Origin of the sequence: Stenotrophomonas sp. NA06056 (assembly GCF_013364355.1) — a bacterium.
Lineage (GTDB): Bacteria > Pseudomonadota > Gammaproteobacteria > Xanthomonadales > Xanthomonadaceae > Stenotrophomonas.
In genome coordinates this window covers 929,657-956,592 of the sequence record NZ_CP054931.1, presented here as the reverse complement: position 1 = coordinate 956,592, position 26,936 = coordinate 929,657, and the positions used below count along the sequence as shown (strand labels likewise).

Here is a 26,936-nt window from a genome sequence, read left to right as displayed (position 1 = left end):
CGGCACTACCGATCGGCGGTATTCACGCCGTCAGCGAATCCAGCGCGGCTTCCAGTGCGTCGAGATTCGGCAACAGCGCACTCTGTTCGCCCAGCAGCACGCGCATGTGCACGATGTCGGGCAGGTTTTCCTCCGACGCGTCGGCCAGCAGGCCATCGCGCGGTACCGAGATCAGCTGCGGGAAGCTCTGCGTCAACAGCGCGTAGTAGGGACGCTCCGGGTTGCCGCTGAGGGTCTTGAGCACGACCACCTTGTTGTGGCCGGCCACCGTCTCTTCGCCCAACCCGGAGAGCCGTGCGAACGACACCAGCGGCACCTGCCAGCCGTGCCAGCCGATCTCACCCACCAGCCAGCGCGGCGCGTCGGCCACCGCCTGCACCGGTACCCGCGACATCATCTCGGCCACGGTTGCATTGGGCAGCAGTACCCGTTCGGCACCGGCCGAGATCAGGACACCACGGATCTCATCATTGCTGGCGTAGCTCATGCGGCATCTCCGTCGTCATCCAGTCCCCAGCGCGCGGCAATCACCTGTGCCAGTTCCTGCGGTTCACCTGCCACCATGCCGGCAGCAACCACGGCCGTCGCCGCAGCCGGGTCGTAGCAGCCTTCGCCCACCTGCCCGGCCACCCAGGCGCCGGCGGCGGCGAGGTCCAACGCCGGTCCTACATGGGCCAGGTCTGCACCGCTGAGCAGTACCAGCGCACTGTGCTCGGCCGACAACGCGGCAATCGAGATGCCCTGCGCTTCGGTCTGGAAATACAGGCCGTCGGCGGCGGCATGCACGCCGATGTCATCGGCCAGCACATGCACTTCGCCTGCCGTGGCGCGCTGGCCGGCTTCGGCCAACTGCACCGGCAGCGGCGATACGCGTGCCATCTGCTTGACCAGGTTGCCGTAGCGGCCGCCGTCCAGGCGCATGTGCACCAGCACCGGCACGGCCAGCCCGCTGGGCAGTGCAGCGAGCAGGCGGCGCAACGCATCGGGACCGCCGATCCCGGCCAGTACCAGCAACGCACCGGCACGACTGCCTGCGGGTGCGGCGGCGTCCAGATCGACCAGTGAAAGATGCTCGGTGTCGAACGTCGGTTCCGGTGCGGCGACCGTCGTAGCGGTACGCAGATCTGCCGGCGCCTCACTGGCCTCGTCGACCAGCGACCAGGCCGTGTGATCGGTGAATACCGTCGGTGGAGCTGCTGGAACCGGTGGCGGCTCAGGCGCCGCATCAGCGGGCGCGGCCCTGTCCGGCAGCACCGGCTGCAACGCAGCCAGCGCCTGCTCCAGCGCGATCGGCTCATGCAGATGCGCCGGCGGCGAATAGAGGCCATCCGCCGGCACGTCGTCGGCCCACGAACGGGCCTGTTCCAGGTGCGGTTGCAGCGCGATTTCCTTCGGCACCGGCGGCGTCGACGGCAGGCCCGGTTCAAGCTGCAGCGCCGGTTCGTCCTCGGCGCCGGGCGGCAGCACCTGCTGGTGGCCGTGCAGCTTGGCGGCAAGGTGACGGCCCCAGCGCTGCGCTTCCCAACCATCGCGCCGCGCGGCCAGTTCAGCCTCGTCGAACACCAGGGTCAACCCGGGGGCAGACAGCGCCGGTTCCAGGCGCTCCAGCGCATCTTCAATGGCCACTTCCAGCGCGATGACCACGAACTGCGGGCGTGCATCGTGCAGCGCCTGCGGCTCCAGCGTGATGGGATCGTCTTCCAGCACGATCTGCACATCGGCATGGGCCAGCGCCTCGCGCAGGCGCTCACGCGCCGCGCCCGGGCGGGCCAGCAGGGCTACGGCCGGAACCGGATCGAGGTCACTCACGGACACGGGCAATCCCCAGCAAGTCGTATACGTTACGCATCAGGTCCAGCTCCTGGTACGGCTTGCCCAGGTAGCGCTGCACACCGATTTCGAAGGCGCGCTGGCGGTGCTTGTCGCCGCTGCGCGAGGTGATCATCACGATCGGCACGTCCTTGTAGCGCGGGTCGGCACGCATCGCGGTAGCCAGCTCGTAGCCGTCCATCCGCGGCATTTCGATGTCCAGCAGCATCAGGTCCGGCACGCGCTCCTGCAGCTGTTCCAGGGCCTCGATGCCATCGCGGGCGACGCTCACCTCGAAGTTGTGACGCTCCAGGATGCGGCCGGTGACCTTGCGCATGGTCAGCGAATCGTCCACCACCATCACCAACGGCACCTGCCGTTCCTGGCGGGGTGCATTGACCAGAACCGGCGCGGTCGGGTTGGCCAGGAAACGACGCACCAGCGGGGCCACGTCCAGGATCACCACCACGCGGCCATCGCCGGTGATGGTGGCGCCGTAGATGCCCGGTACCGAGGCGATCTGCAGACCCACGGGCTTGACCACGACTTCGCGGTTGCCCAGTACCTGATCGATCGCAACGGCGGCGCGCAGATCGCCCGCGCGGACCAGCAGCAATGGCACCTGGGCCTGGCCATCGGCGCGTGCCGGGGCCTGGCCGACCAGGCTGCCGAGGTCGTACAGCGGATAGTCTTCGCCGCCGTAGCGATAGCTGCTGTCGGCCGCTTCGAAGCGTTCGTGCGACAGCCGGCCGATACCACTGACCGAGGCCACCGGCACCGCGAAAGTGGTTTCGCCGATCTGCACGAACACCGCCTGGGTGACCGCCAGCGTCTGCGGCAGGCGCAGGGTGAAACGCACGCCCTGGCCACGTACCGACTGGATGTCGACCGAGCCACCGAGCTGGCGCACTTCGTTGCCGACCACGTCCATACCGACGCCACGGCCCGCCAGCTGGCTGACCTGATCGGCGGTGGAGAAGCCTGAAGCGAAGATCAGGTTGTCCAGTTCCTGTTCGCTCGGCTGCGCATCGGCAGGCAGCAGGCCGCGTTCGATGGCGCGACGACGGATCGCCTCACGATCCAGGCCAGCGCCATCGTCGGCCACGTCCAGCACGATTTCCGAGCCTTCCCGATGCAGTCGGATGGCGATTTCGCCTTCTTCCGGCTTGCCGGCGGCGCGACGTTGCTCCGGTGCTTCCAGACCATGGGCAACCGAGTTGCGCAGCATGTGCTCCAGCGGCGCGACCATGCGATCGAGCACGTTGCGGTCGAGTTCGCCGTGGGTGCCCTCCAGGGTCAGGTGGACCTGCTTGCCGGTGTCCATGCCGGCCTGGCGGACCACCCGGCGCAGGCGCGGTACCAGGCCGTCGAACGGCACCATGCGCGCGCGCATCAGGCCATCCTGCAGTTCCGAACTGACGCGCGACTGCTGCTGCAGGAGCGAATCGTACTGACGCGACAGATCATCCAGCACGCCCTGCAGGCCACCCAGATCGGCGGCGGACTCGTTCAGCGCGCGGCTGAGCTGCTGCAGGGTGGAGAAACGGTCCAGTTCCAGCGGATCGAACTTCTGGTCGGCCTGGTCCTGCTCGCGCTGGTAGCGGGCTACGATCTGTGCTTCGGTTTCCAGGTCCAGGCGACGCAGCTGGTCGCGCAGACGCGCGTTGGTGCGTTCCAGCTCGCCCATCGCGCCGCGGAAGGCGCCGAGCTGCTGTTCCAGGCGCGAACGGTAGATCGCCACTTCACCGGCGTGGTTGACCAGGCGATCGAGCAGGTCGGCGCGCACACGCACCTGTTCCTGCTGCGGACGGGCCAGCGGGTCTTCCTCGGTCGCGCCTTCCACCGGCAACGGTGCCGACAACGGCGCGTCGGCCACGGCCACGGCCGGAGCCGCCTGCGGGGCCTGTTCCGCGACGACGGCAGCAGCGACTGCTGCTGCGTTGGCAGCGGCGGTGATGTCGGCCGTGGTGCGTGCTTCAAAGGCGTCAAGCAGATCCTGCGCCGGCTCGACAACGCGATGCTCACCGGTGCGGGTCAGCAGCTGGTGCAGACGGTCGAAACCACGTTCCAGCAACTGCACGTCACGACGTTCGATCTCGGTGCGTCCACCAGCCACGGCTTCGAGCAACGATTCGATGCTGTGGCCGAGGTCGCCGATGGCGTTGATGCCGGCCATGCGCGCACCGCCCTTCAGCGTATGCAGATCGCGCTGCAGGCCGGCCAGCGCTTCGCGATCCTGCGGCGCTTCGCGCAGTTCACTGATCAGCCCATCGCAGTGATCCAGCAGGTCCTTGCCTTCCTCGACAAAGATGTCGACCAGCTCGCGGTCATAGGTGCTGAAGTCGAGCAGGTCGCCGCTGTCTTCGGATTCGGATTCGGATTCGGATTCGCTCTGAGCGTCGGACAGAGCCGTATCCGTCAGCACCACCGCATCACCGCTGTCGGCTGCAACAGGTTCGGCCTCGATGGTCGCAGCATCCGCCGCGATCGGCACCACGATCATGCCGCTGTCTGCCAGGGCAGTCTGGCCCGGAGCATCTTCCAGTTCGAAGAATCGCGAGGGCGAAATGGCGTCCCGCGCCGTCTCCGCGGACCCAACATCTTCCACCGTCGCCGGGGACGGCTGGTCGGTGCTCTCTCCTTCACCGACCGCCGTCTCCCCGCCGACGTCCGCATCCTCGGCAAAGGCTTCCGCCTCGCCAGGCGCGAGTTCGCTGGCCTGCAGGCCGAGCACGGGCCATTGCCCGTCTTCGTCCTGGCCCTGCTCCTCGTCGATCACGTGCAGGCCGGCCTCGAGCGCGGCTTCCAGCGTGACCGGGTCTGCGAAGCCCGGCACAGCCATTTCATCCTGCAGGCTGGACAGCTCGCTGTCGAGTGGCAGTGCAGCAGCGTCGTCATCCACCGCCGTTTCAGGTGTGAACGACAGCGGCGTATTCAGGTCGATTGCGACATCCAGGTCGCGGTCGTCAACCGGAAGTGCGCTGGCGTCCAGATACGGCGACAGATCGTCCACCGCGTTCAACCCGATTTCGTCCAGCGCGTCGTCTTCCGACACAGCCACTGCCGTCCCAGCGCCGATAGCCGCGCCCTCGATGGAGGAAGCAGCCACCTGCAACGTAGATTCAGGCGCTGCCACGTCCGGCATTGAAGGCCACCCGGCATCGAAGTAGCGCGACAGATCATCGCTGCCGGTCAATTCAGCCGACTCCAGGCCCGCCTCATCAGTCAGCGAATCCTCGCTGACCTGCACCGCATCCAGCATATCGGCATCGACAGCGGCGGCATCGGTGTCACGTCCGGCGTCCGCCTCGATCTCAGCCCCAGACTCCGGCGCGACCAGGTCGGCATCGGTATCGACGATCTGCGAGGGCAGCGGGCCGTCTTCGCCCACATCTTCGCGCTCGTCTTCATCCTCGACGTCCAACCCGGCCATCGGCCAGCGAGCTTCCGGCAGTTCGCCAGCCAGCGCCTGCAGGCGCTGCGCCAGTTCAGGCTGCGGCGTAATGCGCGGCTGCTCGGCCTGCAGTGCATCCATGGTCGCGTTGATCGCCTGCGCGGTCTCGTCCAGCGCCGCCACGGCGTCATCACCGGGCACCACCTGGGCGGCCAGCGCGCGCTTGATGTACGACTCGGCGCCGCCCGTAACGGCGGTGATTTCCGGCACTTCGGTCATCGCGAAGGCGCCGTTCATGGTGTGCACCGCACGCAGCAACGCGTCGCTGACCGGCTGCGGTGCCTGCTGCGCAGAACGCAACCAGCCCTGCAGCGTGGCCTGGTGCAGTTCCACCTCGGCCTCCAGAATCTCACGCAGCACACTGTCGATGTTGGCCGGAGTACCTGCCGCTTCGACAGCGCGCTCTGCCGGGGCATCCTCAACAGCCACGGCGCTGGCCACCGACTCGGCCGCGTCGGCCGACGCCACTGCCATCGGCGCGGGGGCGCCCGGCAGCGCAACGTAGAATGTCTCTTCACCTGCAGCCACACGATCGGCGATGGCCTGCATCGCCTGCAGGTCAACGTTGATCCGCTGGCCGTCGCGCAGCGCAGCGTTCAACTGCGGCAGTGCCGTGTAAGCGTGATCGACCATCGCCAGCACCGCCGGCGTGGCGGCACGGGTGCCATCAAGCACGCGATTGAGCATGCCTTCGATCTTCCACGCGAACTCACCCAGGGTACGTGCGCCAACCAGGCGGCCACTGCCCTTCAGTGTATGGAAAATGCGCCGGATCGGTCGCAGCCGGTCCATGTTGTCCGGTTGCATGCGCCATGCCGGCAGCAGCGTGCCGAGGTTGCCCAGCTCGTCGTCGAACTCCTCCAGGAACACCTCGCGGATGTCCTGGTCGATGTTTTCGGCATCGTCGTCGAAACCCGCATCGAACCCACCCTCGGCCACGGCCGACGGTACGGTTTCGGTCAACCCGGCAGTTGCCTGCATGGCCTGGGGATTGAAGTCGGCGGCAGCGGCATTCAGCTCCGCGAAGAACTGCGCATCGGCCTCGCTGAAGTCGATCGGCGCGATGGTATCCACATCGACCAGCGCCACGGTCGGCGCAGCCGCCGAAGCCGGCAGGTCCTCCGACGCGGGTAGATCAGCGGTCGGAGCGGCGTAAGCCTCAGCATCAGCGCCAAAGGTTGCGTCGGTCAGTTCGGCAACGGCCAGGCCATCGTCGGCCTGCGGCACCGCCGCTGCGTCAATCAGCTCCAGCGTCGCAGGCGACGCCTGTTCGTCGTCCAGCGACAGGGTTTCCATCGCCTCCAGCGACAGCACGTCATCGGCGTTGTCCAGCAGACTGCTGTCGAAACGGAACACGACATCATCGTGCAGCGGCGCTTGGCTGTCCTGCTCGGCGGCAACCGGATCGAACGCCGTCGAAACGGCTGCATCCATCGGCGCGGCAAACGACGCGTCATCCAACGACGTCGCCAGGAAGGCAACATCGTTGCCGTCCACGACGGCTACCTGCGTATCGCCCTGTTCCTCCACCGGCATTTCGGACAACGTCCAGGCAACGGTGTTGGACTGTTCGGCGGGCACGGGATCGAAACTGACCGGATCGAAGCTGTCGAACGTCGGTGCACGCTCGTCGCTGCGCTCCACAGCCGCAACTGCGGACGCGTCGAATCCGCCCAGTTCCCACTGCGGCACTTCCGGCGCGGGCGCGCTGGAAGCAGCGAACAACAGGGGCGCCGGGGTACCGTGCGGTTCTGCAGGCGACGCGGGCGTAGCGAGCGATCCGAACATCAGGTCGTTGTCGGCGGCCGGAGCCTCCGGCAACGGATCGAAGGTGAAATCGGGCAGCGAGGCAGGCACATCGCCAGGAACCGGCGCGGCGGCCTGCACGATCACGTCCAGCGGTTCGATCTGCAGCGGCACGTCCGGCATCGCCACGGCTTCGCGCTCGACCGGCTGCACCGGCTCGGCGGCGATCGCGCCGCGCTCCGGCAGCGGCCAGTAGCGCAGCGCTTCCAGGCTGCTGCGGGTGATGTCGAGGATGTCCTCGCGGCCCGGACGGCGGTCACGCAGGGCTTCCAGGTAGTACTCCAGGCTGGCCATGGCATCGGCCAGGGTGTCCAGCTGGCGTCCACTTGGCACGCGCTGGCGGCCGATCAGTTCGGCTTCGATGTACTGCTGCACGCCGCGCAGGTAGTCGGCAGCGGTGCCCAGGTCGAGCATGCGCAATGCGCCTGAGACATCCCCGAGCAGGCGTGGCACATCCTGCAGTTCCGCGTGGTTCCAGCTGGTTTCAATGAAAGCGACGAAATGCTCGCGGGCGGCGGCGAAATTGGCGATCGCCTCGTGTGCCAGCACCTCCACCGTGCGCCGGTTCTCCACCGCGCTCGGATCATCCTGGCCACTGCCACTGGCCCCCAGGTGTGCGACCTGGTCGTCCAGCGATGCGTCGACATAAAGCAGCGCACCGGCGATATCCAGCAGCATGTCTTCGTCGATCTGCTGGCGGCCTTCGACGACCCCGCGCAGTGCATCACGCTGTTGCACGACCACGCCGCGCGCAGCGCCCAGGCCGAGCATCCCCAGCGTATCGGCCACCGAACCCAGCTTGGTCACCTGCTCCTGCAGCTGCTGCGGCGCACCGTCGGTGCGCAGGTGCAGGTCCAGGGCGTCCTTGACCTGCAGCAGTTCTTCCTTCACCGCGTTGCCAACGGTATCCAGCAGTTCGCGGTTGCGGCCGCTGAGGCTGCCACGCGCATGGTCCAGCTCCGCTTCGGTGGCGGTCACCGAATCGGGTGCGAACGCGAACAGCACACTGTCGTTGATCAGCGCTTCGCCACGCGCGGCGCGGATCTCGTTGAGCAGGGGCTGCAGCACGATCGGAATGTCACGGTGCCCGTTCTGCAGGCGTTCCAGATAATCGGGCAGCAGCACGCTGCCGCGCATCAGAGTGGCGCAGGCCTCATCGCGCTCGGCCACCTCGCCCTTGCCGACAGCAATGGCCAGCTGTTCCAGCTCTTCGGCCACCATTGCCGGTGCATACAGTTCCACCATGCGCAGCGTGCCCTGCACCTGGTGCAGGTAGCCGGCGCAGATGCGCATGCGGCTGCTGTCGCCCGGGTCTTCGGCGAAGTACTCGACCTCGTTGCGCACCAGGCGCAGGGTCTCGTCCAGCTCGGGCTTGACCCAGCCCAATGCCGCGTGGCTCATCGCATCGCGCAGGCTGCTCATGGATGCGCTCCGGTCGCCGCCGCGCGACGGTCGCGCGGATCCTGGCGTGGGAAATGGAAATGCTTCATCGACTGGTTCCTTGCTCGCCGCCCTGCCCGCGTCACGCCGGCAGCTTGAAGTCGGCGACCGAACGACGCAGGTCGGCCGCCAGCTGCGCCAGGTGGCCGATCGACTCGGCGGTCTGCCCGGCACCCTGCGAGGTCTGGCCGGTGATCTGGCGGATGACGCCCATCGTGCGGGTGATGTCCGACGCTGCCGACGACTGCTGCTGGGCGGCGATGGAGATGTTCTTGATGAGGGTGTTGAGTGCGTTGGACACGCGCTCGATCTCGGTCAGCGCGGTACCGGCGTCTTCGGCCAGGCGCGCACCGGACACCACTTCGGCAGTGGTCTGTTCCATCGAGGTGACCGCTTCGTTGGTATCGGCCTGAATGGCCTGGACCAGGTTTTCGATGCGTCGGGTCGCGCCCGAGGTGCGTTCTGCCAGGCGCTGCACTTCGTCGGCCACGACCGCGAAACCGCGACCGGCTTCACCGGCCGACGCTGCCTGCACGGCCGCGTTCAACGCCAGGATGTTGGTCTGCTCGGAAATGTCGTTGATCAGTTCAACGATCGAGCCGATTTCCTGCGACGACTCACCCAGGCGCTTGATGCGCTTGGAGGTTTCCTGGATCTGGTCGCGGATCTGGTCCATGCCCTGGATGGTCTCGCGGACCACGCCTGCACCCTCGGCGGCGATCACCACCGAACGCTGTGCCACGTCGGCCGACTCGGCCGAGTTGCGCGACACCTGTTCGATGCTCGCTGCGATTTCGCCGATGCGGTCCGACGCCGAGGTGATCTGGTTGGCCTGGTGGCCGGCCGCTTCGGCCAGCTGCATCGCTGTTGCCTGCGTTTCCTGGGTCGACAGCGCGACCTTGGCCGAGGTGTCGTTGATGGTGGTCACCAGGTGGCGCAGCTCATCCACGGCGTAGTTGATGGCGTCTGCGATGGCGCCGGTCATGTCCTCGGTCACCGAGGCTTTCACGGTCAGGTCGCCCTCACCGAGCGAGGAGATTTCATCCAGCAGCCGCATGATCGCCTGCTGGTTGCGGCTGTTGAACTCCACCTGGGTCTGGTAGCGCAGTTCCTGTTCGCGCGAGCGGCTGCGCACGTTGGTGGAGACGAAGCCGATGATCGCGATCAGCGACAGCGCGCCGGATACCACGCCGATCCAGAAATTCGGGAACAGGCGGGTGTCGGACACCGAGCCGAACGAGGAGAACGCTTCGAACAGCTTGCGGCTGTCGGTCAGCATCTTCGCCGAACCCTGGCCCAGCGTGGCGGCAGCAGACTGCGCCGCAAACAGCTGGCGCGAGCTGGCCAGGATGGCGTCGGCGTCCTGCTTCATCGCCTCCCACTTCTGTTGCGACTGCTCCAGCGCAGCAACGGCGGCAGCGCCGCGCACAGCGGTGATGCCCAGATCCTCGTTGCCATTGCGCAGCGCATCGAGCACCTGCGAGAACACGGTGATGTCGCGGGCCAGCGCGTCACCGGCAGCTGCAGCGGCGGTTCCACCGGCGCGGATTTCAGTAACGCGGCGTGCCATCGAACCGGCCACCACGACCTGCTGCAGGGCACTGTAGACCTGCGAGGACGGGGCGCCGGAGGCGGACATCGCGCGCACCAGCTCATTCAACTGAGCCTGCAGGCCGGGCACCGCACCGGAGAAGTTGTTGGCGTTGCCGGCCAGGGCCAGCACTGCCGGTTCACTGGCGACCAGCTGGCCTGCCTGCTTGCCCAGCGGCGTCCAGGTGTCGGCCAGGGTCGAGATCGCGCGGGACACACCCGGCTCGTTGCCGTAGCGCCCTTGCAGGGTCGACACGTTCTGCTCGATCGCGTTGCGGGTGGCCTTGAAAGCGGTGAAGGCCTGCGCGTTGCCGCCGACCGCGTCACGGCCCTGGTTGGCCAACTGCTGCGACAGCACCTGCAGGTCCGCCGCCTTGGAGCCGGCGTCGGCCAAGCGACTGCCCTGCCAAGTGGACACACCGGTGTTCACGCCGAACAGGATCATCGACAGCGCCAGCAGCGCCAGCCAGAGGTTGCTGCCGCCCAGCCGCAGCTTGCCGGACTTGGTGGCATCCGAAGCAGTACTCATCGTTCAACCTCGATTTTCAATGCAGGGGGCGATGCCCGGCCTCAGGCCGCGGCTTGCCGGAATTCAGGGGTACGCGACAGCAGCGAGAGCGAGAACACGCCCCAGTCGTTGCCATCGGCATGGAAAGCGCGATCGACGAAGTGCCCGTAGCGTCCCTCGGCCAGTGAACCGGCCTCGATCTGCTGGGTCAGCTCGAAGCTGCGCTGGCCGAACAGTTCGTCAATGGTCAGGGCGACGTCGCCGCCGGCCTGGCGCATGATCAGCACGCGCTGGCCTTCCTGCTGGACGGTGCGCGCACCTTCCAGGAAGTACTTCAGGTCGACCACCGGGAACAGGTTGCCACGCAGGTTGCCCACGCCCAGCAGCCACGGCTGCGCGCAGGGCACCGGGGTCACCGGCGGCATCGGCACGATCTCCACCACTTCACGGAAATCGGACACCAGCCGGCGCTGACCCACACGGAAACCGACGCCACGCCACAGGTCCTGGGCGAACTGCCGCCCGGGCAGCTGCACCGCATGGGCCAGGCTGCGCCGTTCGTAGGCTTCAAGAATGTCGAAAGGCGAGCGCATCAGGCCACCAGCTCGTTGATCCGCGCGATGAGTTCTTCCTCACGCGGCGGCTTGACGATGTAATCGGCTGCGCCCTGGCGCAGCCCCCAGGCTTTGTCCGTTTCCATCGCCTTGGTGCTGACGATGATCACCGGGATATGCTTGGTCGCTGCGTCGCGGGCCATCGCCCGGGTGGCCTGGAAACCACTCATGCCCGGCAGCACCACGTCCATCAGGACCAGCTGCGGCACCTGGTCGCGGACCAGCTGCAGGCCATCTTCGGCGTTGTCCGCTTCCAGCACCTCATGGCCGGCACGGCGCAGCCATTGGGTGAACACCGCGCGGTCAGTCGGTGAATCCTCGATCAGGACGATACGAGCCATTGTGCCTTTCCCCCCTGGTCAGGCGTTGACGTACGTGCGGATGGCACCCAGCAGTTCTTCGCGCGTGAATGGCTTGGTCAGGTATTGCTCCGAGCCGACGATGCGCCCCCGCGCTTTGTCGAACAGGCCATCCTTGGATGACAGCATGATCACCGGGGTCGCCTTGAACAGCTGGTTGCCCTTGATCAGTGCGCAGGTCTGATAGCCATCCAGGCGCGGCATCATGATGTCGACGAAGATGATCTGCGGCTGCTGGTCGGCGATCTTGGCCAAGGCCTCGAAACCGTCCGTCGCGGTCACCACTTCGCAGCCTTCGCGCTTCAGCAGTGTTTCCGCAGTCCTGCGGATGGTCTTCGAGTCATCGATGACCATCACCCGGAGTCCTGCGAGCTCCCCGCCCGCAGTCGTGTTTTCAGTCATTGCCATTCCCCAAGCGCACGGCCCAATCTTTGGCGGGAGCCGCTGCGAAAGCGTATCTATATCGCACTTTCCGCGCCCGCTTCAAGGGACGCCCACGGGGCTTGGGGTGGCGGCTGGCTGAACGTGACCGGATTGGCAATGACTGCGCAACCGGGGACGGACGCAGCGTTGCAGCGCCACAGGGAGGCGCACAGCGGGCGTTGCCGCTACCATCAACGCCTTGCCTGACAGGTGCGCCCATGCCGTTGAACGTCATCGTGGTGATGGATCCCATCGCCCACATCAAGATTGCCAAGGACACCACCTTCGCCATGCTGCTGGAAGCCCAGCGCCGCGGCCATGCCCTGCACTACGTGCGCCCGGGCGGACTGGCGCTGGAAGGCGGGGTGGCCGTGGCCTGGACCGCCCCCCTGCAGGTGCGCGACGACCCGGCCGGCTGGTACGAGCTGGGCGCATTCAGCCGCACCGAATTCGGCCCCGGCCAGATCGTGCTGATGCGCAAGGACCCGCCGGTCGACGCTGAGTATGTCTACGACACCCAGGTGCTGGATGTTGCTGCCGCCGCTGGCGCGTGCGTGGTCAACAACCCGCAGGGCCTGCGCGACTACAACGAGAAGCTGGCCGCGCTGCTGTTCCCGCAGTGCTGTCCGCCGACCCTGGTCAGCCGCGACGCCAAGGCGCTGAAGGCCTTCGCACTGGAACACGGCCAGGCCGTGTTGAAGCCGCTGGATGGCATGGGCGGACGCTCGATTTTCCGCAGTGGCCAGGGCGACCCCAACCTGAACGTGATCCTGGAAACGCTGACCGACGGCGGCCGCAAGCTCGCCCTTGCACAGAAGTTCATCCCCGACATCACCGCCGGCGACAAGCGCATCCTGCTGGTCGATGGCGAGCCGGTCGACTACTGCCTGGCGCGCATTCCGCAGGGCGATGAGTTCCGCGGCAACCTGGCCGCCGGTGGCCGCGGCGAAGGTCGTCCGTTGAGCGAACGCGACCGCTGGATCGCCGCCCAGGTCGGCCCGGAGATGAAGCGCCGTGGCATGCGCTTCGTCGGCCTGGACGTCATCGGTGACTACCTGACCGAGGTCAACGTCACCAGCCCGACCTGCGTGCGCGAGCTGGACGCGCAGTACGGCCTGAACATCTGCGCCACCCTGTTCGACGCGATCGAGGCCGATCTGCACTGATGGATGCCGCACCCGCCGTCCTTGCCCCGCCGCCGCGCGAAGCGCAGCGGCTGGGAGCCACCATCGCCCTGTCGGTGCTGGTGCATGCCCTGCTGATCCTCGGGGTCGGCTTTGCCGTGAAAGGCGACGCGCCACTGGTGCCGACCCTGGAAGTGATCTTCAGCCAGACCCGCACCGCGCTGACCCCGAAGCAGGCGGATTTCCTGGCCGCCGCCAGCCAGGAGGGTGGTGGCGAGCATGATCGTGCGCAGCGTCCGCGCGACAACCAGGCGGGCATCGTGCCGCAGGCCCAGTCCGGCATCAGCCCGGTACCCCAGCAGCAACAATCGGCAGCACCGGTGCCGCCGCCGCAGGCGCGCGTGGTCAGCAGCCGCAATGGCCAGGACACGGTGGCCCTGGCGCAGTCGCGCCCGACCCCGTTGCAGCCCACGCCGGACGCCCCCCTGACCGCACGCGAACAGCGCGATGCCGAGATGGCGCGGCTGGCCGCGGAGGTACACCTGCGTTCGGCGCAGTACGCCAAGCGCCCGAACCGGAAATTCGTTTCGGCCAGTACGCGCGAATACGCCTACGCCAATTACCTGCGTGCATGGGTGGACCGCGCAGAGCAGGTCGGCAACCTGAACTACCCCGACGAAGCGCGGCAGCGCCGGCTGGGTGGGCAGGTGGTGATCAGCGTAGGCGTGCGCCGCGATGGCAGCGTGGAAAGCAGCCGCATCCTGCGCTCCAGTGGTACGCCCCTGCTGGATGAGGCGGCGCTGCGGGTGATCCAGCTGGCGCAGCCGTTCCCACCGTTGCCCAACAGCGATGATCAGATCGACATCCTGCAGGTCACGCGCACGTGGGTGTTCCTGCCGGGTGGCGAACTGCGCGACGACCGGTAAGGTTTTCTGCCCGGGCCTGCGGCCCGGGACCCGCTGGAAGCAACTGCAACTGCAACTGCAACTGCAACGGCAACGGCAGGATCAAGAGCGGCGGTTCGTTTACTGAAGCCTGGCGGGGCGGTGTCGGGCGGCGGGGACGCCGCAAGTACATCCCTGTAGGCTTAGCCGCGGCATCCATGCTGCGGATACCCCGCCACCCGACACCGCCCCACCCCTGACAGATCGCGGCGCATCGTCGCCCCGCTGTTGGTAGATGTCGACCTTGGTCGACACGACGCATCCACGCCATGCCTGCACGGTAGATCCACGCCATGCGTGGATGCGAGCGAAGCGACCGGCTTTTGACTTTGATTTTTTTGATTTTCCGTGGCGGACGCGCACGGAAACTGTCAGAGGTCGGGCGGGTGGGTTCGCGGGGGTGTCCGCGGCATGGATGCCGCGGCCAAGCCCCCATGGATGGGTTCACGGCGTCCCCCGCGAACCCACCCCGCCCGGCCAAGCGAGGCTTTTGATCTACGCGACCAACCCAGCCACGAGGGGCTCAGCCGTTGGCCTTCGCCTTCGCGTCCCGCGCAGCCTGCTGTTCGACCAGCGTCAGCGCCACGTTGTCACGCAGGTACGCCGGCTCGACCTTCTCTGCCGCGATGCCTTCGCCGCGTGCGAACGCCGGTACCGCCAGTGCCAGCACATCCGCTGCATGCGGCAGCGCCGTCGCATCGAAGCGGTGCAGACCCGCACCCAGCTGCGCGACCAGCGCCCCCTCAGCCGCGGCAAAACCGGTGCCGACACCGTAGACGGACGCTCCTTCCGGCAACGACACTGCCGTCGGCAAGCACACGCGCTCGGCATCACGCGCCACCGGCAGGCCGTCCACGCGCTCGAAGCGTGCCACGTACAACTCGCCCATCCGCGCATCGATCGCCGACAGGATCTGGCTCTCTTCCTTCGGCGCGCGCAGCGCCAGCACCTGCAGCGTCGACACCGGCAGCAACGGGCGATCCAGCGCCAGTGCGATGCCCTGTGCCAAAGCGATTGCCAAGCGCACACCGGTGAACGCACCGGGCCCCCGACTGAGTGCGATGCCATCCAGTTGGCGGCGGCTGATGCCCGCCTCGGCCAGCAGCTCCTCCGCCCACGGCAGACTCAGTTCGGCATGCCGGCGGGGGGCGATCTCGAAGCGTTCCAGCACCTGCCCGTCAACGTGCAGGGCTACGGAACAGGCTTCGGTGGCGGTTTCAAAGGCGAGCAGTTTCATCGGGTCGGGTCAGAACAGGGGGAACGTGGCACCGGGGGCCGGCTGCGGGCCCGCCACGGCGGTGGTCGGGGCAGCGGCGTCTGCCACGGGGGCCCATTGTGGCGCAAAGAAGGCCTGCACATCGGCCAGTGCCCGGGTTCGCCGGAACGGCGGCAGCGACTGCAGGAAGACCTTGCCATAGCCACGGTTGAGCAGGCGCGGGTCGCACAGCACCAACACGCCCCGGTCGGTCTCACTGCGGATCAGGCGGCCAACGCCCTGCTTCAGGGCAATGACCGCCTGCGGCAACTGCTCATCGCGGAACGGGTTGCCGCCCTGGGTACGGATTGCCTCCAACCGCGCTTCATACACCGGATCGTCGGGCGTGGCGAAGGGCAGCTTGTCGATCATCACCACGCTCAAGGCCTCGCCGACCACATCCACGCCCTCGCGGAAGCTGGCCGATCCCAGCAGCACGCCATTGCCGGATTCGCGGAAGCGCTGCAACAGCGTCGCGCGTGGCGCTTCGCCCTGTACGAACAGCGGCCAGGGTCCATCACGCAACGCCTCGGCGGCCTCACGCAGCGCACGATGCGAAGCGAACAGCAGGAACGCCCTGCCCTGCGACGCCTGCAGCACCGGGCGCAGCACCTGGATCAGTGCGGTTCCGAAACCGCGCGCGGCCGGATCTGGCAGACCTTCCGGCAGGTAGCACAGCGCCTGCTCGGGCCAGTTGAACGGGCTGGGCTGCACCAGCGTCTGCGGATCATCCAGGCCCAGGCGCGTGGCGATATGCTCGAAGCCATCACCCACGGTCAGCGTGGCCGAGGTGAAAATCCATGCGGCATGGCTGCGCTCGCGGTGTTCGCGCAGCGGCGCGGATACATCCATCGGCGTGCGCTGGCAGCGGAAACCGCGCGGGGTCAACTCGTACCAGAGCACGTCACCGCCCGCGGCTGTCGCTTCAGCAGGATCGGCATCGAAGTCAAGCGCGGGCTCTTCATCGCCCAGCCAACGGCTCAGCCGCGAAATCGCCTCACGTGCGCGCGCATGACAGGCATCCAGGCCAGCAGCAGCTTCGCGCAATGGCTGCAATGCCTGCTCCAGCACCACCAGGCTGGACATCACCGCATCGAAACCCTCGCGTACCTGCGGCATCGCCAACGCCCGCCACTGTGTGCCGCGTGCAGGCAGCCCCTCCATCGCTGCACGCAGTGCAGACAACGCCTGCTGCAGATGATCGACTGGCTCCTGCAATGCCGACTGCGCGCCACCCACACCGCGCGCTTCAACCAGACAGTCTCGGCCCAGTTCCTGCCAGGGGCGCATGCCGAAACCCTCGCCGAAGAACTGCGCAGCCAGCTCGGGCAACTGATGGGCCTCGTCGATGACGAAGGCCTGCGCGCCGGGCAGCAGCTCTCCAAAACCCTCCTGCTTGAGCGCCAGATCGGCCAGCAGCAGGTGGTGGTTGACCACGACGAGGTCGGCGGCCTGTGCGCGCTGACGGGCACGCACGACGAAACAGTCATCCCAGAAGGGACACTCGTTGCCCAGGCAGTTGTCGACGGTGGAAGTGACCATCGGCAACAGCGGTGAGTCGTCGGCCAGGCCCTCGAGCTCGGCGATATCGCCCGAGTCCGAACGCCCCGACCAGGCCAGGATGCGCTGGAACTGTGCCGCCTGTTCCGGGCTGGAGAAGCGCGGTTCACCGCGTGCCTGCTGCAGGCGATAACGGCACAGGTAATTACTGCGTCCCTTCAGCAACGCGCTGCGCAGGCCGACGCCCAGCGCTTGACGCACGCGCGGCAGATCGCGGTGGTAGAGCTGGTCCTGCAGCGCGCGGGTACCGGTGGAAATGATGGTGCGCATTCCAGACAGCAGCACCGGCACCAGATAGGCAAAGGTCTTGCCGGTGCCGGTACCGGCCTCGGCAAGCAGCAGGTCGCGCTGCTGCATCGACGCGGCGATGGCCTCGGTCAGGCGCAGCTGCGCAGGACGCGGGACGAATGCATCCAGGTGGGAGGCGAGCGCGCCGCCTTCGCTGAGGGCTTCGCGGCTGGCATGGACAAGGTCGGACATCAGGTGGAAAGGATACCCGGCCGGGCGCTGCCCGGCACCCGTTTCAGGCCAGAGCACAAGCAAAAGCAACGGCAACAGCGCTTGTTCATGGCTCTGGGTTGCTACGTGCTGGGGTGGGTCGGACAGGGCAGGCAGGACACGCCGTGAACCCATCCATGGGGGCTCGATGGCGCCATCCATGGCGCCAACGGTCCTGCCTGCCCTGCCCGCCCCACCCTCGACAGTTTCCCGGTGACGGGAGGCAAAGGCGGAGCAGAAGCGGTTGGTGTAACGGGGAAAGTAGAAGGGGTCGGAGCCGTTTTCCTGCGGAAAACGGCTCCGACCCCTCAGCGAGTGCGCGCAGCGCGCGACCCGCGTTTGAATTTGATTTTGTTCTTGCCTGCGGCCCGCGCGATGTGTGGAAGGCCGGGTGGGTGGGGCGGGCAGGACCGTTGGCGCCATGGATGGCGCCATCGAGCCCCCATGGATGGGTTTACGGCGTGTCCTGCACGCCCCACCCACCCGGCCCATCACGACCATCCATCAGTGCGAGTGCGTGCCGCAGAGGGGGCAGCGCCCGATGGAGGGGAATACCTCAGTACCGCTTGATCCCAGGCACCGTGCACCCTTCAATCTGCGCATGCGCGGACACCGCATTCTCCTTCTCGGCCCGCGCCAGGCGCGCCTGCTCGATCGTCGCCCAGTGCCGGCGGCACAGCGGACCCGTCTTCGAACCCAGATCCACGGCCTTGCGCGCGAACGTTTCCGCCTCCGCCCAGTGGCCCTGCAGCAACGCCAGTTCCGCGCGCTCCTGCAATACCGATGGATCACCGGCCACGATCTGCAATGCCTGGTCCAGGCTGCTGGCTGCGCCGGCCAGATCGTTGGCCTGGCGCTGGGTCAACGCCGTCAGCCGCAGATCCTCGACCTGCGAGTCGCGCAGCGGTTGCACCGACAGTTCCTTGTCATCCGGGCCGGCGGCGGCTTCTACCGCAGCCAGTCGCTGCGCGGGCGTGGTGGTGTCCACCGGCTTGACCACCTGCGGCGCGCTGCTCACGCAGGCCGCCAGGGTCAGACTGAGGCCACTCAGGACCAGGGGCTGGAACAGTGAACGGAGAGTCATCGGCATCATCGGCTTGGAGGAGGAGTGGCTGCAGCGGGTGCTGCGGCAGGTTCAGCGGCGGGTTCCGGCTTGCGGTCAAGACCGAACCAGCTGCGCCAGCCGCCGCCCTCGCCTTCTGCACCATCCTGCGCGTCCGGCACGGTAGCCGGTGCGCACGGCTCATAGGCAGGCGCGTAGCCCACCACGAACGGGAAACGTCGCGCGCCCGGACAACCTTCATCGGTGCTGTTGGTGCCCGTCGCTGCAACCGGTTGCCAGTCAAGGCCCTTGTTGCTGACCTTCAATGGCGCGGTCGGCAGGCGCTGGAAGATGCCCGACCACACCCGCATCGCACCGGTGGCGCCATACAGACCGGCCTGCTCGTTCTGGTCGTTGCCCATCCAGATCACCGCCAGATGGTCACCGGTGTAACCGGCATACCAGCTGTCACGGCCATCGTTGGTGGTACCGGTCTTGCCGGCCGGCTGCAGGCGGCCCAGGCCGTCGGCGTTCAAACGCTGTGCGGTGCCACTTGCCACCACCTGCTGCAGGCCGATGCTGATCAGGTTGGCAGCAATGGAGTCGCCCTCCTGTGCCGGCGCGGGGGTCTTGTCGTAGCGCTTGAGCAGCTTGCCCTGCGGATCAAGGACGCCACGCACCGCGTGCAGCGGCTGGATCTCGCCACCCGATGCCAGGAACTGGTACAGCTGCGTCATCGCGTACGGGCTCTGGTCGGTTGAACCGAGGATCACCGCCGGATTCGGCTCGGCCTTGATGCCGGCCAGCACGTGGATCAACTGGGTCACCCGTTCCGGGCCCACCTGCATGCCCACACGCACCGTGGCCTGGTTGTAGGAGTGGGCCAGCGCATCGATCAGGCGCACGGTGCCATGGCTGCGGTTGTCCGCATTGCCCGGGTTCCAGTTGCGGCCACGGCTGAGCTGCACGGTCACCGGGGAATCGTCGACCCAGCTGGCCAGCGAATAGCGGTCCGGCTGCGCGAGCGCCAGCAGATACACGAACGGCTTGAGCAGCGAGCCGACCGGACGCTGCGCCTCGATGGCGCGGTTGAAGCCGACCTCGGACACGTCGCGGCTGCCGATGACCGCCACCACGTCACCGTTGTGCACGTCGGTCATCACCAGACCGGCCTGCAGCTCGGGGCGACGCTTGCTTTCCAGCGACTTGATGGTGCGCGTGACCGCGCCTTCGGCATAGGCCTGCGCCGACGGTGACATGCCACTCATCACGCTCAGGCCGGCACCCTGCAGGGCGGATTCCGGATAGTCGTGGCCCAGCTGGCGGCGCACCAGATCAACGTAGGCCGGGAAGCGGTTGGCTGCCACCAGGCCCGGGGTCTTGGGCACGCCCAGCGGCGCCTTCAACGCCCGCTGGTACTCGGCATCATCGATCAGGGTCGCTTCATGCAGTTTGCCCAGCACGAAGTTGCGACGATCCAGCGCACGCTCCGGATTGCGCCGCGGGTCATAGTAGGACGGTCCCTTGACCAGACCGATCAGCAGCGCGATCTGCTCGGTTTCCAGCGAGGAAAGATCGCGCCCGAACCAGAACTCGGCGCCGGAGGACATGCCGTGGATCGCCTGGCTGCCGCGCTGGCCCAGATACACCTGGTTGAGGTACGCCTCGAAGATGGTGCGCTTGTCATAACGCGCTTCCATGATCAACGCGTACAGCACTTCGTTGAACTTGCGGGTATAGGTCTGTTCCTTGCCGATTCCCAGCAGGCCACTGCGGGCCAGCTGCTGGGTCAGGGTGGAAGCGCCCTGCCGGCTCTGACCACCGGAGCGGACCGTCACCCAGACCGCGCGCGCGATACCGGACAGATCGATGCCGTGATGGCGGTTGAAGTCCTTGTCCTCGACCGCCTGCAGGCCGGTGACCAACAAGTCGGGGGCCTCGTTCATGCGGATCAGGCGGCGTTCTTCCTGCTTCTGCCCATACAGCGTGGCGATGCGCGCAGGATCCATGCGGGCCGCCTTCAGCGCCTTGCGGCTGTCGGCGTCGCGCAACGAGGCGATGCTGCCGCCAGACAGCGACAGCTCGACCCGACGCGCTGCGACCTGGCCGTCAACATCGTTGTAGCCGCGGCTGGAAATGACGAAGCGCCCGCCCTGCACCGCATAGGTTGCCGGTTCCTTGCCCTGGCCATCATCGCGATAGGCCGAGGCGGCCAGTTCGGTCTTCAGGGTCGCCGCATCCATCGCCTTGCCGGGCAGCAGCACCAGCGGCCGTGCATAGACGCGCGTCGGGATCTGCCAGCGCAGTTCACCGAAACGTTGCGTCACCTGCTGGTTCAGGTACAGCGTATAGGGGATCAGGAAACCCAGCCCCAACGCGACCGCCGCCATGCTCCAGGTGATCAGCCGGCGGCGCCAGAGCGGACCGGTGTCCTGCTGGTCGTCGTCGTCGAAATCGTCGATATCGTCTGAATCGTAGCGTCGGGGCACGGGAATGCGACAATGTAGGGTCTGGCGAGTCTACCCCAGCCGCTGCGGCAGGCGAATTCTCCCGGCCCCCCTGCTTAAGCTGGAGTTGCAACCGGATGGCGATGTCCCTGGCCGAAATCCGCTACCTGATCAATCGCCTGACCGGCCTGGCCCGCCGCAGCCTGGCCAGCCTGCGCACCCGCGGCTGGCGGGCCACCTGGCAGCGGATCCGCGTGCACAGCCAGCGCGCCGTTCCAGCACCGCGCAAGCCCCTGTACCTGCCACCGGCGCAGCCGTTCGCTCCCTTCGCGGTGCCCACCAGCGATGCGCCGGACGTCAGCATCGTCATTCCGGTCTACAACCACGTCGACCATACCCTGGCCTGCCTGCGCGCACTGGCCGCGCACCCGCCGTCGGTGGCCTGCGAGATCCTCGTGGTGGACGACGGCAGCAGCGACGCAACGCTGCAGTGGATGCCACAGATCAGCGGCCTGCGCTACGAAGTACGCGAACGCAACGGCGGCTTCATCGAGGCCTGCAACGACGGCGTATCGCGCACGCGCGGCCGCTACGTGGTGCTGCTCAACAACGACACGGTGCCGCAGCCGGGCTGGCTGGAGGCATTGCTGGACACCTTTGCGACCGTCGCCGATGCCGGCCTGGTCGGCAGCCAGCTGCTGTACCCCGACGGCCGCCTGCAGGAGTCGGGCGGGGTCATTTTCGGCGATGGCAGTGGCTGGAGCTACGGCCGTTTCGAAGCGGCCGATGATCCCCGCTTCGCCAGCCTGCGCGACGTCGACTACTGCTCCGGCGCCGCGCTGATGCTGCCCCGTGCACTGTGGCAGCAGCTGGGCGGCTTCGACACCCGCTACAAGCCGGCCTACTACGAAGACACCGACCTGGCCTTCCGCGTGCATGCGCAGGGCCTGCGGGTGCTGGTGCAGCCGGCCAGCCGGGTGATCCACGATGAAGGCACCAGCAACGGCACCGATACCGGCAGCGGCGTGAAGGCCTACCAGGTACGCAACCAAGGTGTTTTCGCAGCCAGATGGGCCGCCGAACTGGCCTCGCATCCGAAGGTCGGCGAAGTGCCCTCGCCTGCGCTGCTGCTGCGCGGCCGGCGCCAGGTGCTGATCCTCGATGAGGAAGTGCCGCGCCCGGAACGCGACTCCGGCTCGCTGCGGCAGGTCAACCTGATCCGCCTGCTGCTGCGGGGCGGCGCCCACGTGGTGTTCGTGCCCACCCGGCGCGAACACGGCGGCGTGGCGACCGAAGCCCTGCAGCGGATGGGTGTGGAAGTCTGGTACGCCCCCTTCCTGGACGGTGTTGCAGGCTGGCTGCGCGCCCACGGCACCCGCTTCAACGTGGTGATGATGGTGCGCCACCACGTCGCCAACGAATGCCTGCCGTTGCTTGAGCGCTATGCGCCACAGGCCCGCACTGTGTTCGACACCGTCGACCTGCACTACCTGCGCGAACGCCGGGGTGCGGAAGTGGCGGGCGATGCTGGCCTGCTGCGCAACGCCGAACGCACCCGCGCCAGCGAACTGGCGGTGATGGACCGGTGCGACATCACCGTGCTGGTCAGTGCTGCCGAGCGCGAACAGCTTCAGGCCGACGCCCCAAAGGTCAGGGTGGAGCTGATCTCCAACCTGCATGAGGTCGCCGGCACCGGCGCACCGTTCGAACAGCGCCACGACCTGGTGTTCGTCGGCGGCTTCCGCCATCCGCCGAACCTGGACGCGATGGAGTGGTTCATCGGCGACGTATTCCCGCACATCCGCGCGGCACTGCCGCAGGTACGCCTGCATTGCATCGGTGCCGGCGCACCGGACACGCTGCTTGCCCTGGCCGCTACCCAGCCGGGCGTGGAGATGCACGGCTTCGTCGAAGACATCGTTCCGTACATGGACGGTGCCCGCATCGCCATCGCGCCGCTGCGCTTCGGCGCCGGCGTGAAGGGCAAGATCAACCTGAGCATGGCCCATGGCCAGCCCGTGGTCGGCACTACCTGCGCGGTGGAAGGCATGCATCTGCGCGCCGGCCAGGATGTGCTGGTGGCCGACGATGCAGCGGGCTTTGCCGACGCGGTGGTCCGCCTGTACCAGGACCCTGTGCTGTGGCAGCAGCTGGCCGCCGCGGGCCTGGCCAACGTCGCCGAGCATTTCTCGCTGGACGCCGCGTCGGCCACCGTGCAGCGGGTGTTCTTCGACTAGTCAATGTGGCCGCCTGCATGCCGCAGGCGGTCCTCGAACGCGGGAAGCTCGGCCAGATCCGGCTGCAGCCGCCGCACCTGCTCCACCGCCGAGGCGGCGAACTCCACATCCCCGCGCCCCAGCCGTTCGCTGCCGATCGCCAGCCAGCGCTGCGCCAGGCGGAAACGCGCATCGGGCAATCCTGCTGCCGTCGGCGCCAACGTCTGCCAGGCCTGCAGGCAGGCACCTGCGGCCTGCACCCGGTTCTGTCGCAGGTTGTCATCGAAACAGGACCTGCTGGCGGGCAGCAGGCGCGCCGCCGCTGCCTTGACCCGGCTGTCACGCGGCGCCAGTGCCTGCGCTTCGCGCAGCGCATCGAAAGCGCTGTGCCCGGGAGGGCTGATCCACTGTCCGGCGCGCTCGGCGCGGTCGATCTGGCGCAGCCGATCACGCAGCTGGCGCTCACGCTGGGCAGCGCTGATGCCCGGCTGCTGCAACGACTGGCGTGCCTGCCGCGCACGCTGCAGGCGCTGTGCCAGCTGCTGCTGTGCCGCCTGCGAGGCGCCCAGACCTGCCGCGAGCGCCGCATCCTTGTCGGCCGCCTCGAACTGGAAGTCGTCGGCCCGCTTCTGGCTGCGCGCCAGCAATGCCTGCACGGTCTGCTCGCGCCCACGCAGTGCAGTGGGATCATCGGAGGTAACCGCCAGCACGGCCTGGAAACTGTCTGCCGCCGCCTCAAGCTGCTGCCGTTTGAGGGCGCGCTGACCCTGCTGCAGCCGCTGGTCGACGGCCTGGGCCAGCGCCTCCTGGCTGGCAGGAAGTTCGGAATGGCCTGCATCGAACTGGCGTGCACGCTGCAGGATGGCAGCCGCGGTGGCCAATTCGCCGCGTACCGCCTGTGCACGCGCCTGCTGCAGCAGATCGCTCAGTGCATCCTCGCGGCCTTCCAGCGCAGGCAGATTGTCCGGTTGCAGCGTCAGCACACGCTGGAACAAGGGCAACGCACTGCTGTCGCCGTCGTCCAACCGCCCCGCTGCAAAGGCATTACGGGCCTGCGCAAGCAACGCGCCGATTCCCGCCCCGGCGCGACGACGCGCCTGCAGTTGCTGGGCCACCGCGTCTGCCTCGGCGCGCGGTACCTGCAGTTCACGCGCCAACGCCAGCGCCTGCGCGCAGCCGTCCAGGTCGCCTGCCTGCAGCAGCTCACGTGAGTGCTGCAGCGCTGCAGCGCCGGTGCGCGCCAGGCCCTGCCGCGCCTGTGGACGGTCACCGTCCAAGGCCAGCACTGCCTGGTAGCGCTCACGCGCGCCGCTGCCGTCGCCCGCGGTCAGGCGTCCTTCTGACAGCGCGCGATCGCCCTCGGCCAGCAGCTGCTCGATCTGCGGCTCATCCCAGAACCAGTCGGCCAGCGGCTTGCGCACCAGCACCAGCAGCACGAACACGGCTGCAGCCGCCAGCAGCGCCCAACGCCACACCCGGCGTGCATGACGCGCCTGCAGCCACCACCAGCGGCTCTCGCGGCGAACGCGATCGAGCGCCGGATGTGCGGCGCCGTGTGAGCGATGCGGGGGCTCGCGTTCCATGCGTGCAGGGTAGCCGGGGCAGCGTGAAGCTCAGCCCAGACGACGCGCCTCGCTGACACCCGGCAATGCGTCCAGCTTGCCCAGCAGGTTCGACAACTGGCCGTAATCGCTGACCTTCAGCCGCAGGCGCAGATGCGCGCGGCCACTGTTGCGGACGTTGTCGCTGTGGATGTCCAGCACGTAGGCGTCTTCCTGTGCGATCAGGTTGGTGATGTCCTTCAACAGCCAGCGACGGTCGACCGCGTCGACCACCACGTCCACTTCATAGCCACCGCCAGCCTGGCCCCATTCCACCGGCAGGATCCGCTGCGGGCTGGTCGCTGCCAGCCGCGCCAGCGCGACGCAGTCTGCACGATGCACGGTGACACCCCGGCTACGGGTCAGGTAGCCGACAATCGGTTCACCGGCCACCGGCTGGCAGCAGCGCGCCAGCTGCACCAGCAGGTTGCCTACGCCCTGCACCGTGAACTTGGACTTGCCCAGGTTCTCGCGGCGCGCGGTCGGCCGTGGCAACGCCGACGTCGGCGCGGGCTGGCTGGCCGCACGCTCGGCTTCCAGCAGCGAACGGCTGACCTGGTTGGGGCCGGTATCGCCCAAGGCAACCTGGATGTACAGGTCGTCGACGCTGTCGGCATGGAACTTCTTCGCCGCCGCGGACAGGTCCGAATGCTGCAGGCCCAGCCGTTTCAGTTCGCGCTCCAGCAGCTCGCGCCCCGCCTGCACGTTGCGCGCACGGTCCAGCTTGTGGAACCAGCTGCGCACCTTCTCGCGCGAGCGGTTGCTGGCCAGGAAGCCGTTGGCCGGCATCAGCCAGTCGCGGCGCGGGTCGGCCTCCTTGCCGGTCAGGATCTCGACCCGGTCACCGCTGCGCAGACGGTAGGTCAACGGCACGATGCGGCCGTTGACCTTGGCGCCACGGCAGCGGTGCCCGACCATGGTGTGCACCTGGTAGGCAAAATCCAGTGGTGTGGCGCCCTGCGGCAGGTCCAGCACCTCGTCCTTCGGGGTCAGCGCGTAGACCCGGTCCTCGGTCAGCTCGGCATCGAGCGCCCCGGCCAGTTCATTGCCCTGCCCGTCCTGCGCCTGTTCCAGCAGTTGCCGCATCCAGGTGATCTTGCGATCGAACGACTTCTCCGCGCCCTTGCCGCCTTCCTTGTACTTCCAGTGCGCGGCCACGCCCAGCTCGGCCTGCGCGTGCATGTCGTGGGTACGTATCTGCACTTCGATGGTGCGCCCTTCCGGGCCAACCACAGCGGTGTGCAGCGAACGGTAGTCGTTGGCCTTCGGCCGTGCGATGTAATCATCGAACTCACTCGGCACCGGCGCCCACAGCGCGTGCACCACGCCCAGCGCGGCATAGCAGGCGGCCACGTCGTCGACCATCACCCGCACTGCGCGGATGTCGTACAGCTGGTCGAACGCCAGCCGCTTCTTCTGCATCTTCCGCCAGATGCTGTAGATGTGCTTGGGCCGGCCACTGACCTCGGCGTGGATGCCCTGCACGCCCAGTTCGCGCGACAGGACCTTCTTCACGTTCTCGACGTAGCGCTCGCGGGCGATGCGCGTTTCGTCGACCTCGCGCGCGATGCGCCGGTAGGTGTCCGGTTCCAGGTGGCGGAACGCCAGGTCTTCCAGTTCCCATTTCAACTGCCAGATGCCCAGCCGGTTGGCCAGCGGCGCATGGATGTCGCGGGTCAACTGGGCCAGCGCGCGGCGCTGCTCCTCATCGAGCTTGTCGGCCGCGCGCATGCGCGCCAGCTGCCGGGCCAGCAGGATCGGCACCACCCGCAGGTCGCGGATGATGGCCAGCAGCAACCGGCGCAGGCCTTCGCTGTTGCGGCCCGCCTCGCGCCCGGCATGCAGGGCCCACACCGGATCGGCCGCATCCTGGCCATCGAGCAGACCGATCACGGCCGCTTTGTGGCTGCCCAGCGGCAGTGCGTCGAGGTGGGCGCGCAGGCCGGGCAGATCGAACAGCAGGGCCGCTACCACAGCGCCCTCGTCTGCCGAGAGCATGGCCAGCGCGTCGAGGGTATCGCCCAGCACAGACCAGCTGGCACGCATCTGCGGGTCGCAGTCGGGTGCTTCCCAGTGTCCGCGCAGGGCCTCGCGCAGCGGAACAGGCAGCACGGCTGCCGAGGGGCGGTTCAACAAGGCATCCAGGCCGGGGACAGAAGCGCGGTTCACAGCATCAAGCAGGCAAGACAGAGGCCTCTACACTAGCGCCGCAGCCGTTCAGGAACAATCGCCGCGGCCACCATCGC

General features: G+C 67.6%; 16 protein-coding genes. 3 read left to right on the top strand and 13 right to left on the bottom strand.

Annotated features, from left to right (window positions below; translation table 11 throughout):
* Positions 1 to 22: 22 nt before the first annotated feature.
* From HUT07_RS04165 to pilG, 7 genes are all read right to left on the bottom strand, one after another.
* Positions 23 to 487 carry a chemotaxis protein CheW gene (locus HUT07_RS04165; protein WP_100553281.1) on the bottom strand — a complete coding sequence of 155 codons (465 nt, stop codon included), beginning with the start codon at positions 485 to 487 and terminating at the stop codon, positions 23 to 25.
* The gene (locus tag HUT07_RS04160) at positions 484 to 1,815 is read right to left on the bottom strand and encodes a chemotaxis protein CheB (RefSeq protein WP_176019867.1); all 1,332 of its coding nucleotides are present in this window, start codon (positions 1,813 to 1,815) and stop codon (positions 484 to 486) included. The genes HUT07_RS04165 and HUT07_RS04160 overlap by 4 nt, the downstream gene beginning before the upstream one ends.
* Positions 1,802 to 8,491, bottom strand: coding sequence for an Hpt domain-containing protein (locus tag HUT07_RS04155; protein WP_176019866.1), 6,690 nt, complete (start codon positions 8,489 to 8,491; stop codon positions 1,802 to 1,804). Before HUT07_RS04155 ends, HUT07_RS04160 begins: the two co-directional genes overlap by 14 nt.
* Before the next feature lie 100 nt (positions 8,492 to 8,591).
* Positions 8,592 to 10,628 (bottom strand): methyl-accepting chemotaxis protein, encoded by a 2,037-nt coding sequence (locus tag HUT07_RS04150; RefSeq protein ID WP_176019865.1) that lies wholly within the window; start codon positions 10,626 to 10,628, stop codon positions 8,592 to 8,594.
* A 41-nt stretch (positions 10,629 to 10,669) separates the two neighbouring features.
* Complete coding sequence (locus HUT07_RS04145; RefSeq protein ID WP_025877750.1) at positions 10,670 to 11,200, bottom strand: chemotaxis protein CheW; 531 nt, start codon at positions 11,198 to 11,200, stop codon at positions 10,670 to 10,672.
* Positions 11,200 to 11,562 carry a response regulator gene (locus tag HUT07_RS04140; RefSeq protein WP_108756949.1) on the bottom strand — a complete coding sequence of 121 codons (363 nt, stop codon included), beginning with the start codon at positions 11,560 to 11,562 and terminating at the stop codon, positions 11,200 to 11,202. Before HUT07_RS04140 ends, HUT07_RS04145 begins: the two co-directional genes overlap by 1 nt.
* Before the next feature lie 18 nt (positions 11,563 to 11,580).
* Positions 11,581 to 11,982, bottom strand: a complete 402-nt coding sequence (gene pilG / locus HUT07_RS04135; RefSeq protein ID WP_005418455.1) for a twitching motility response regulator PilG — start codon at positions 11,980 to 11,982, stop codon at positions 11,581 to 11,583.
* Positions 11,983 to 12,221: 239 nt separating this feature from the next.
* On the opposite strand from pilG, the gene gshB reads away from it, so the two are divergent.
* On the top strand, positions 12,222 to 13,169 hold the full coding sequence (gshB, locus tag HUT07_RS04130) for a glutathione synthase (protein ID WP_176019864.1): 948 nt from the start codon (positions 12,222 to 12,224) through the stop codon (positions 13,167 to 13,169).
* On the top strand, positions 13,169 to 14,053 hold the full coding sequence (locus HUT07_RS04125; RefSeq protein WP_100553284.1) for an energy transducer TonB: 885 nt from the start codon (positions 13,169 to 13,171) through the stop codon (positions 14,051 to 14,053). Before gshB ends, HUT07_RS04125 begins: the two co-directional genes overlap by 1 nt.
* A gap of 541 nt (positions 14,054 to 14,594) precedes the next feature.
* Here HUT07_RS04125 and tsaB read toward each other — a convergent pair.
* The 4 genes from tsaB to mrcB all read right to left on the bottom strand — a co-directional run bounded on the left by tsaB (position 14,595) and on the right by mrcB (position 20,915).
* On the bottom strand, positions 14,595 to 15,308 hold the full coding sequence (tsaB, locus tag HUT07_RS04120; protein ID WP_176019863.1) for a tRNA (adenosine(37)-N6)-threonylcarbamoyltransferase complex dimerization subunit type 1 TsaB: 714 nt from the start codon (positions 15,306 to 15,308) through the stop codon (positions 14,595 to 14,597).
* A gap of 9 nt (positions 15,309 to 15,317) precedes the next feature.
* Complete coding sequence (locus tag HUT07_RS04115; RefSeq protein WP_176019862.1) at positions 15,318 to 17,366, bottom strand: ATP-dependent DNA helicase; 2,049 nt, start codon at positions 17,364 to 17,366, stop codon at positions 15,318 to 15,320.
* Between the two features lie 574 nt (positions 17,367 to 17,940).
* The gene (locus tag HUT07_RS04110; RefSeq protein ID WP_176019861.1) at positions 17,941 to 18,474 is read right to left on the bottom strand and encodes a hypothetical protein; all 534 of its coding nucleotides are present in this window, start codon (positions 18,472 to 18,474) and stop codon (positions 17,941 to 17,943) included.
* Positions 18,474 to 20,915, bottom strand: coding sequence for a penicillin-binding protein 1B (gene mrcB, locus HUT07_RS04105; protein ID WP_176019860.1), 2,442 nt, complete (start codon positions 20,913 to 20,915; stop codon positions 18,474 to 18,476). Before mrcB ends, HUT07_RS04110 begins: the two co-directional genes overlap by 1 nt.
* Positions 20,916 to 21,010: 95 nt before the next feature.
* On the opposite strand from mrcB, the gene HUT07_RS04100 reads away from it, so the two are divergent.
* Complete coding sequence (locus HUT07_RS04100; protein WP_176019859.1) at positions 21,011 to 23,110, top strand: glycosyltransferase; 2,100 nt, start codon at positions 21,011 to 21,013, stop codon at positions 23,108 to 23,110.
* Here HUT07_RS04100 and HUT07_RS04095 read toward each other — a convergent pair.
* Together HUT07_RS04095 and HUT07_RS04090 are read right to left on the bottom strand one after the other, a co-directional pair.
* On the bottom strand, positions 23,107 to 24,672 hold the full coding sequence (locus tag HUT07_RS04095) for a hypothetical protein (RefSeq protein WP_176019858.1): 1,566 nt from the start codon (positions 24,670 to 24,672) through the stop codon (positions 23,107 to 23,109). The genes HUT07_RS04100 and HUT07_RS04095 overlap by 4 nt on opposite strands.
* Positions 24,673 to 24,702: 30 nt before the next feature.
* Positions 24,703 to 26,859 carry a bifunctional (p)ppGpp synthetase/guanosine-3',5'-bis(diphosphate) 3'-pyrophosphohydrolase gene (locus HUT07_RS04090; protein WP_176019857.1) on the bottom strand — a complete coding sequence of 719 codons (2,157 nt, stop codon included), beginning with the start codon at positions 26,857 to 26,859 and terminating at the stop codon, positions 24,703 to 24,705.
* Positions 26,860 to 26,936 lie beyond the last annotated feature (77 nt).

Excerpts from the sequence above, each read along its gene's own strand:
- HUT07_RS04165 (WP_100553281.1), bottom strand. The coding sequence starts at position 487 with ATGAGCTACGCCAGCAATGATGAGATCCGTGGTGTCCTGATCTCGGCC.
- HUT07_RS04155 (WP_176019866.1), bottom strand. The coding sequence starts at position 8,491 with ATGAGCAGCCTGCGCGATGCGATGAGCCACGCGGCATTGGGCTGGGTC.
- HUT07_RS04150 (WP_176019865.1), bottom strand. The coding sequence starts at position 10,628 with ATGAGTACTGCTTCGGATGCCACCAAGTCCGGCAAGCTGCGGCTGGGC.
- HUT07_RS04145 (WP_025877750.1), bottom strand. The coding sequence starts at position 11,200 with ATGCGCTCGCCTTTCGACATTCTTGAAGCCTACGAACGGCGCAGCCTG.
- HUT07_RS04140 (WP_108756949.1), bottom strand. The coding sequence starts at position 11,562 with ATGGCTCGTATCGTCCTGATCGAGGATTCACCGACTGACCGCGCGGTG.
- pilG (WP_005418455.1), bottom strand. The coding sequence starts at position 11,982 with ATGACTGAAAACACGACTGCGGGCGGGGAGCTCGCAGGACTCCGGGTG.
- gshB (WP_176019864.1), top strand. The coding sequence starts at position 12,222 with ATGCCGTTGAACGTCATCGTGGTGATGGATCCCATCGCCCACATCAAG.
- HUT07_RS04125 (WP_100553284.1), top strand. The coding sequence starts at position 13,169 with ATGGATGCCGCACCCGCCGTCCTTGCCCCGCCGCCGCGCGAAGCGCAG.
- tsaB (WP_176019863.1), bottom strand. The coding sequence starts at position 15,308 with ATGAAACTGCTCGCCTTTGAAACCGCCACCGAAGCCTGTTCCGTAGCC.
- HUT07_RS04115 (WP_176019862.1), bottom strand. The coding sequence starts at position 17,366 with ATGTCCGACCTTGTCCATGCCAGCCGCGAAGCCCTCAGCGAAGGCGGC.
- HUT07_RS04110 (WP_176019861.1), bottom strand. The coding sequence starts at position 18,474 with ATGCCGATGACTCTCCGTTCACTGTTCCAGCCCCTGGTCCTGAGTGGC.
- HUT07_RS04100 (WP_176019859.1), top strand. The coding sequence starts at position 21,011 with ATGGCGATGTCCCTGGCCGAAATCCGCTACCTGATCAATCGCCTGACC.
- HUT07_RS04095 (WP_176019858.1), bottom strand. The coding sequence starts at position 24,672 with ATGGAACGCGAGCCCCCGCATCGCTCACACGGCGCCGCACATCCGGCG.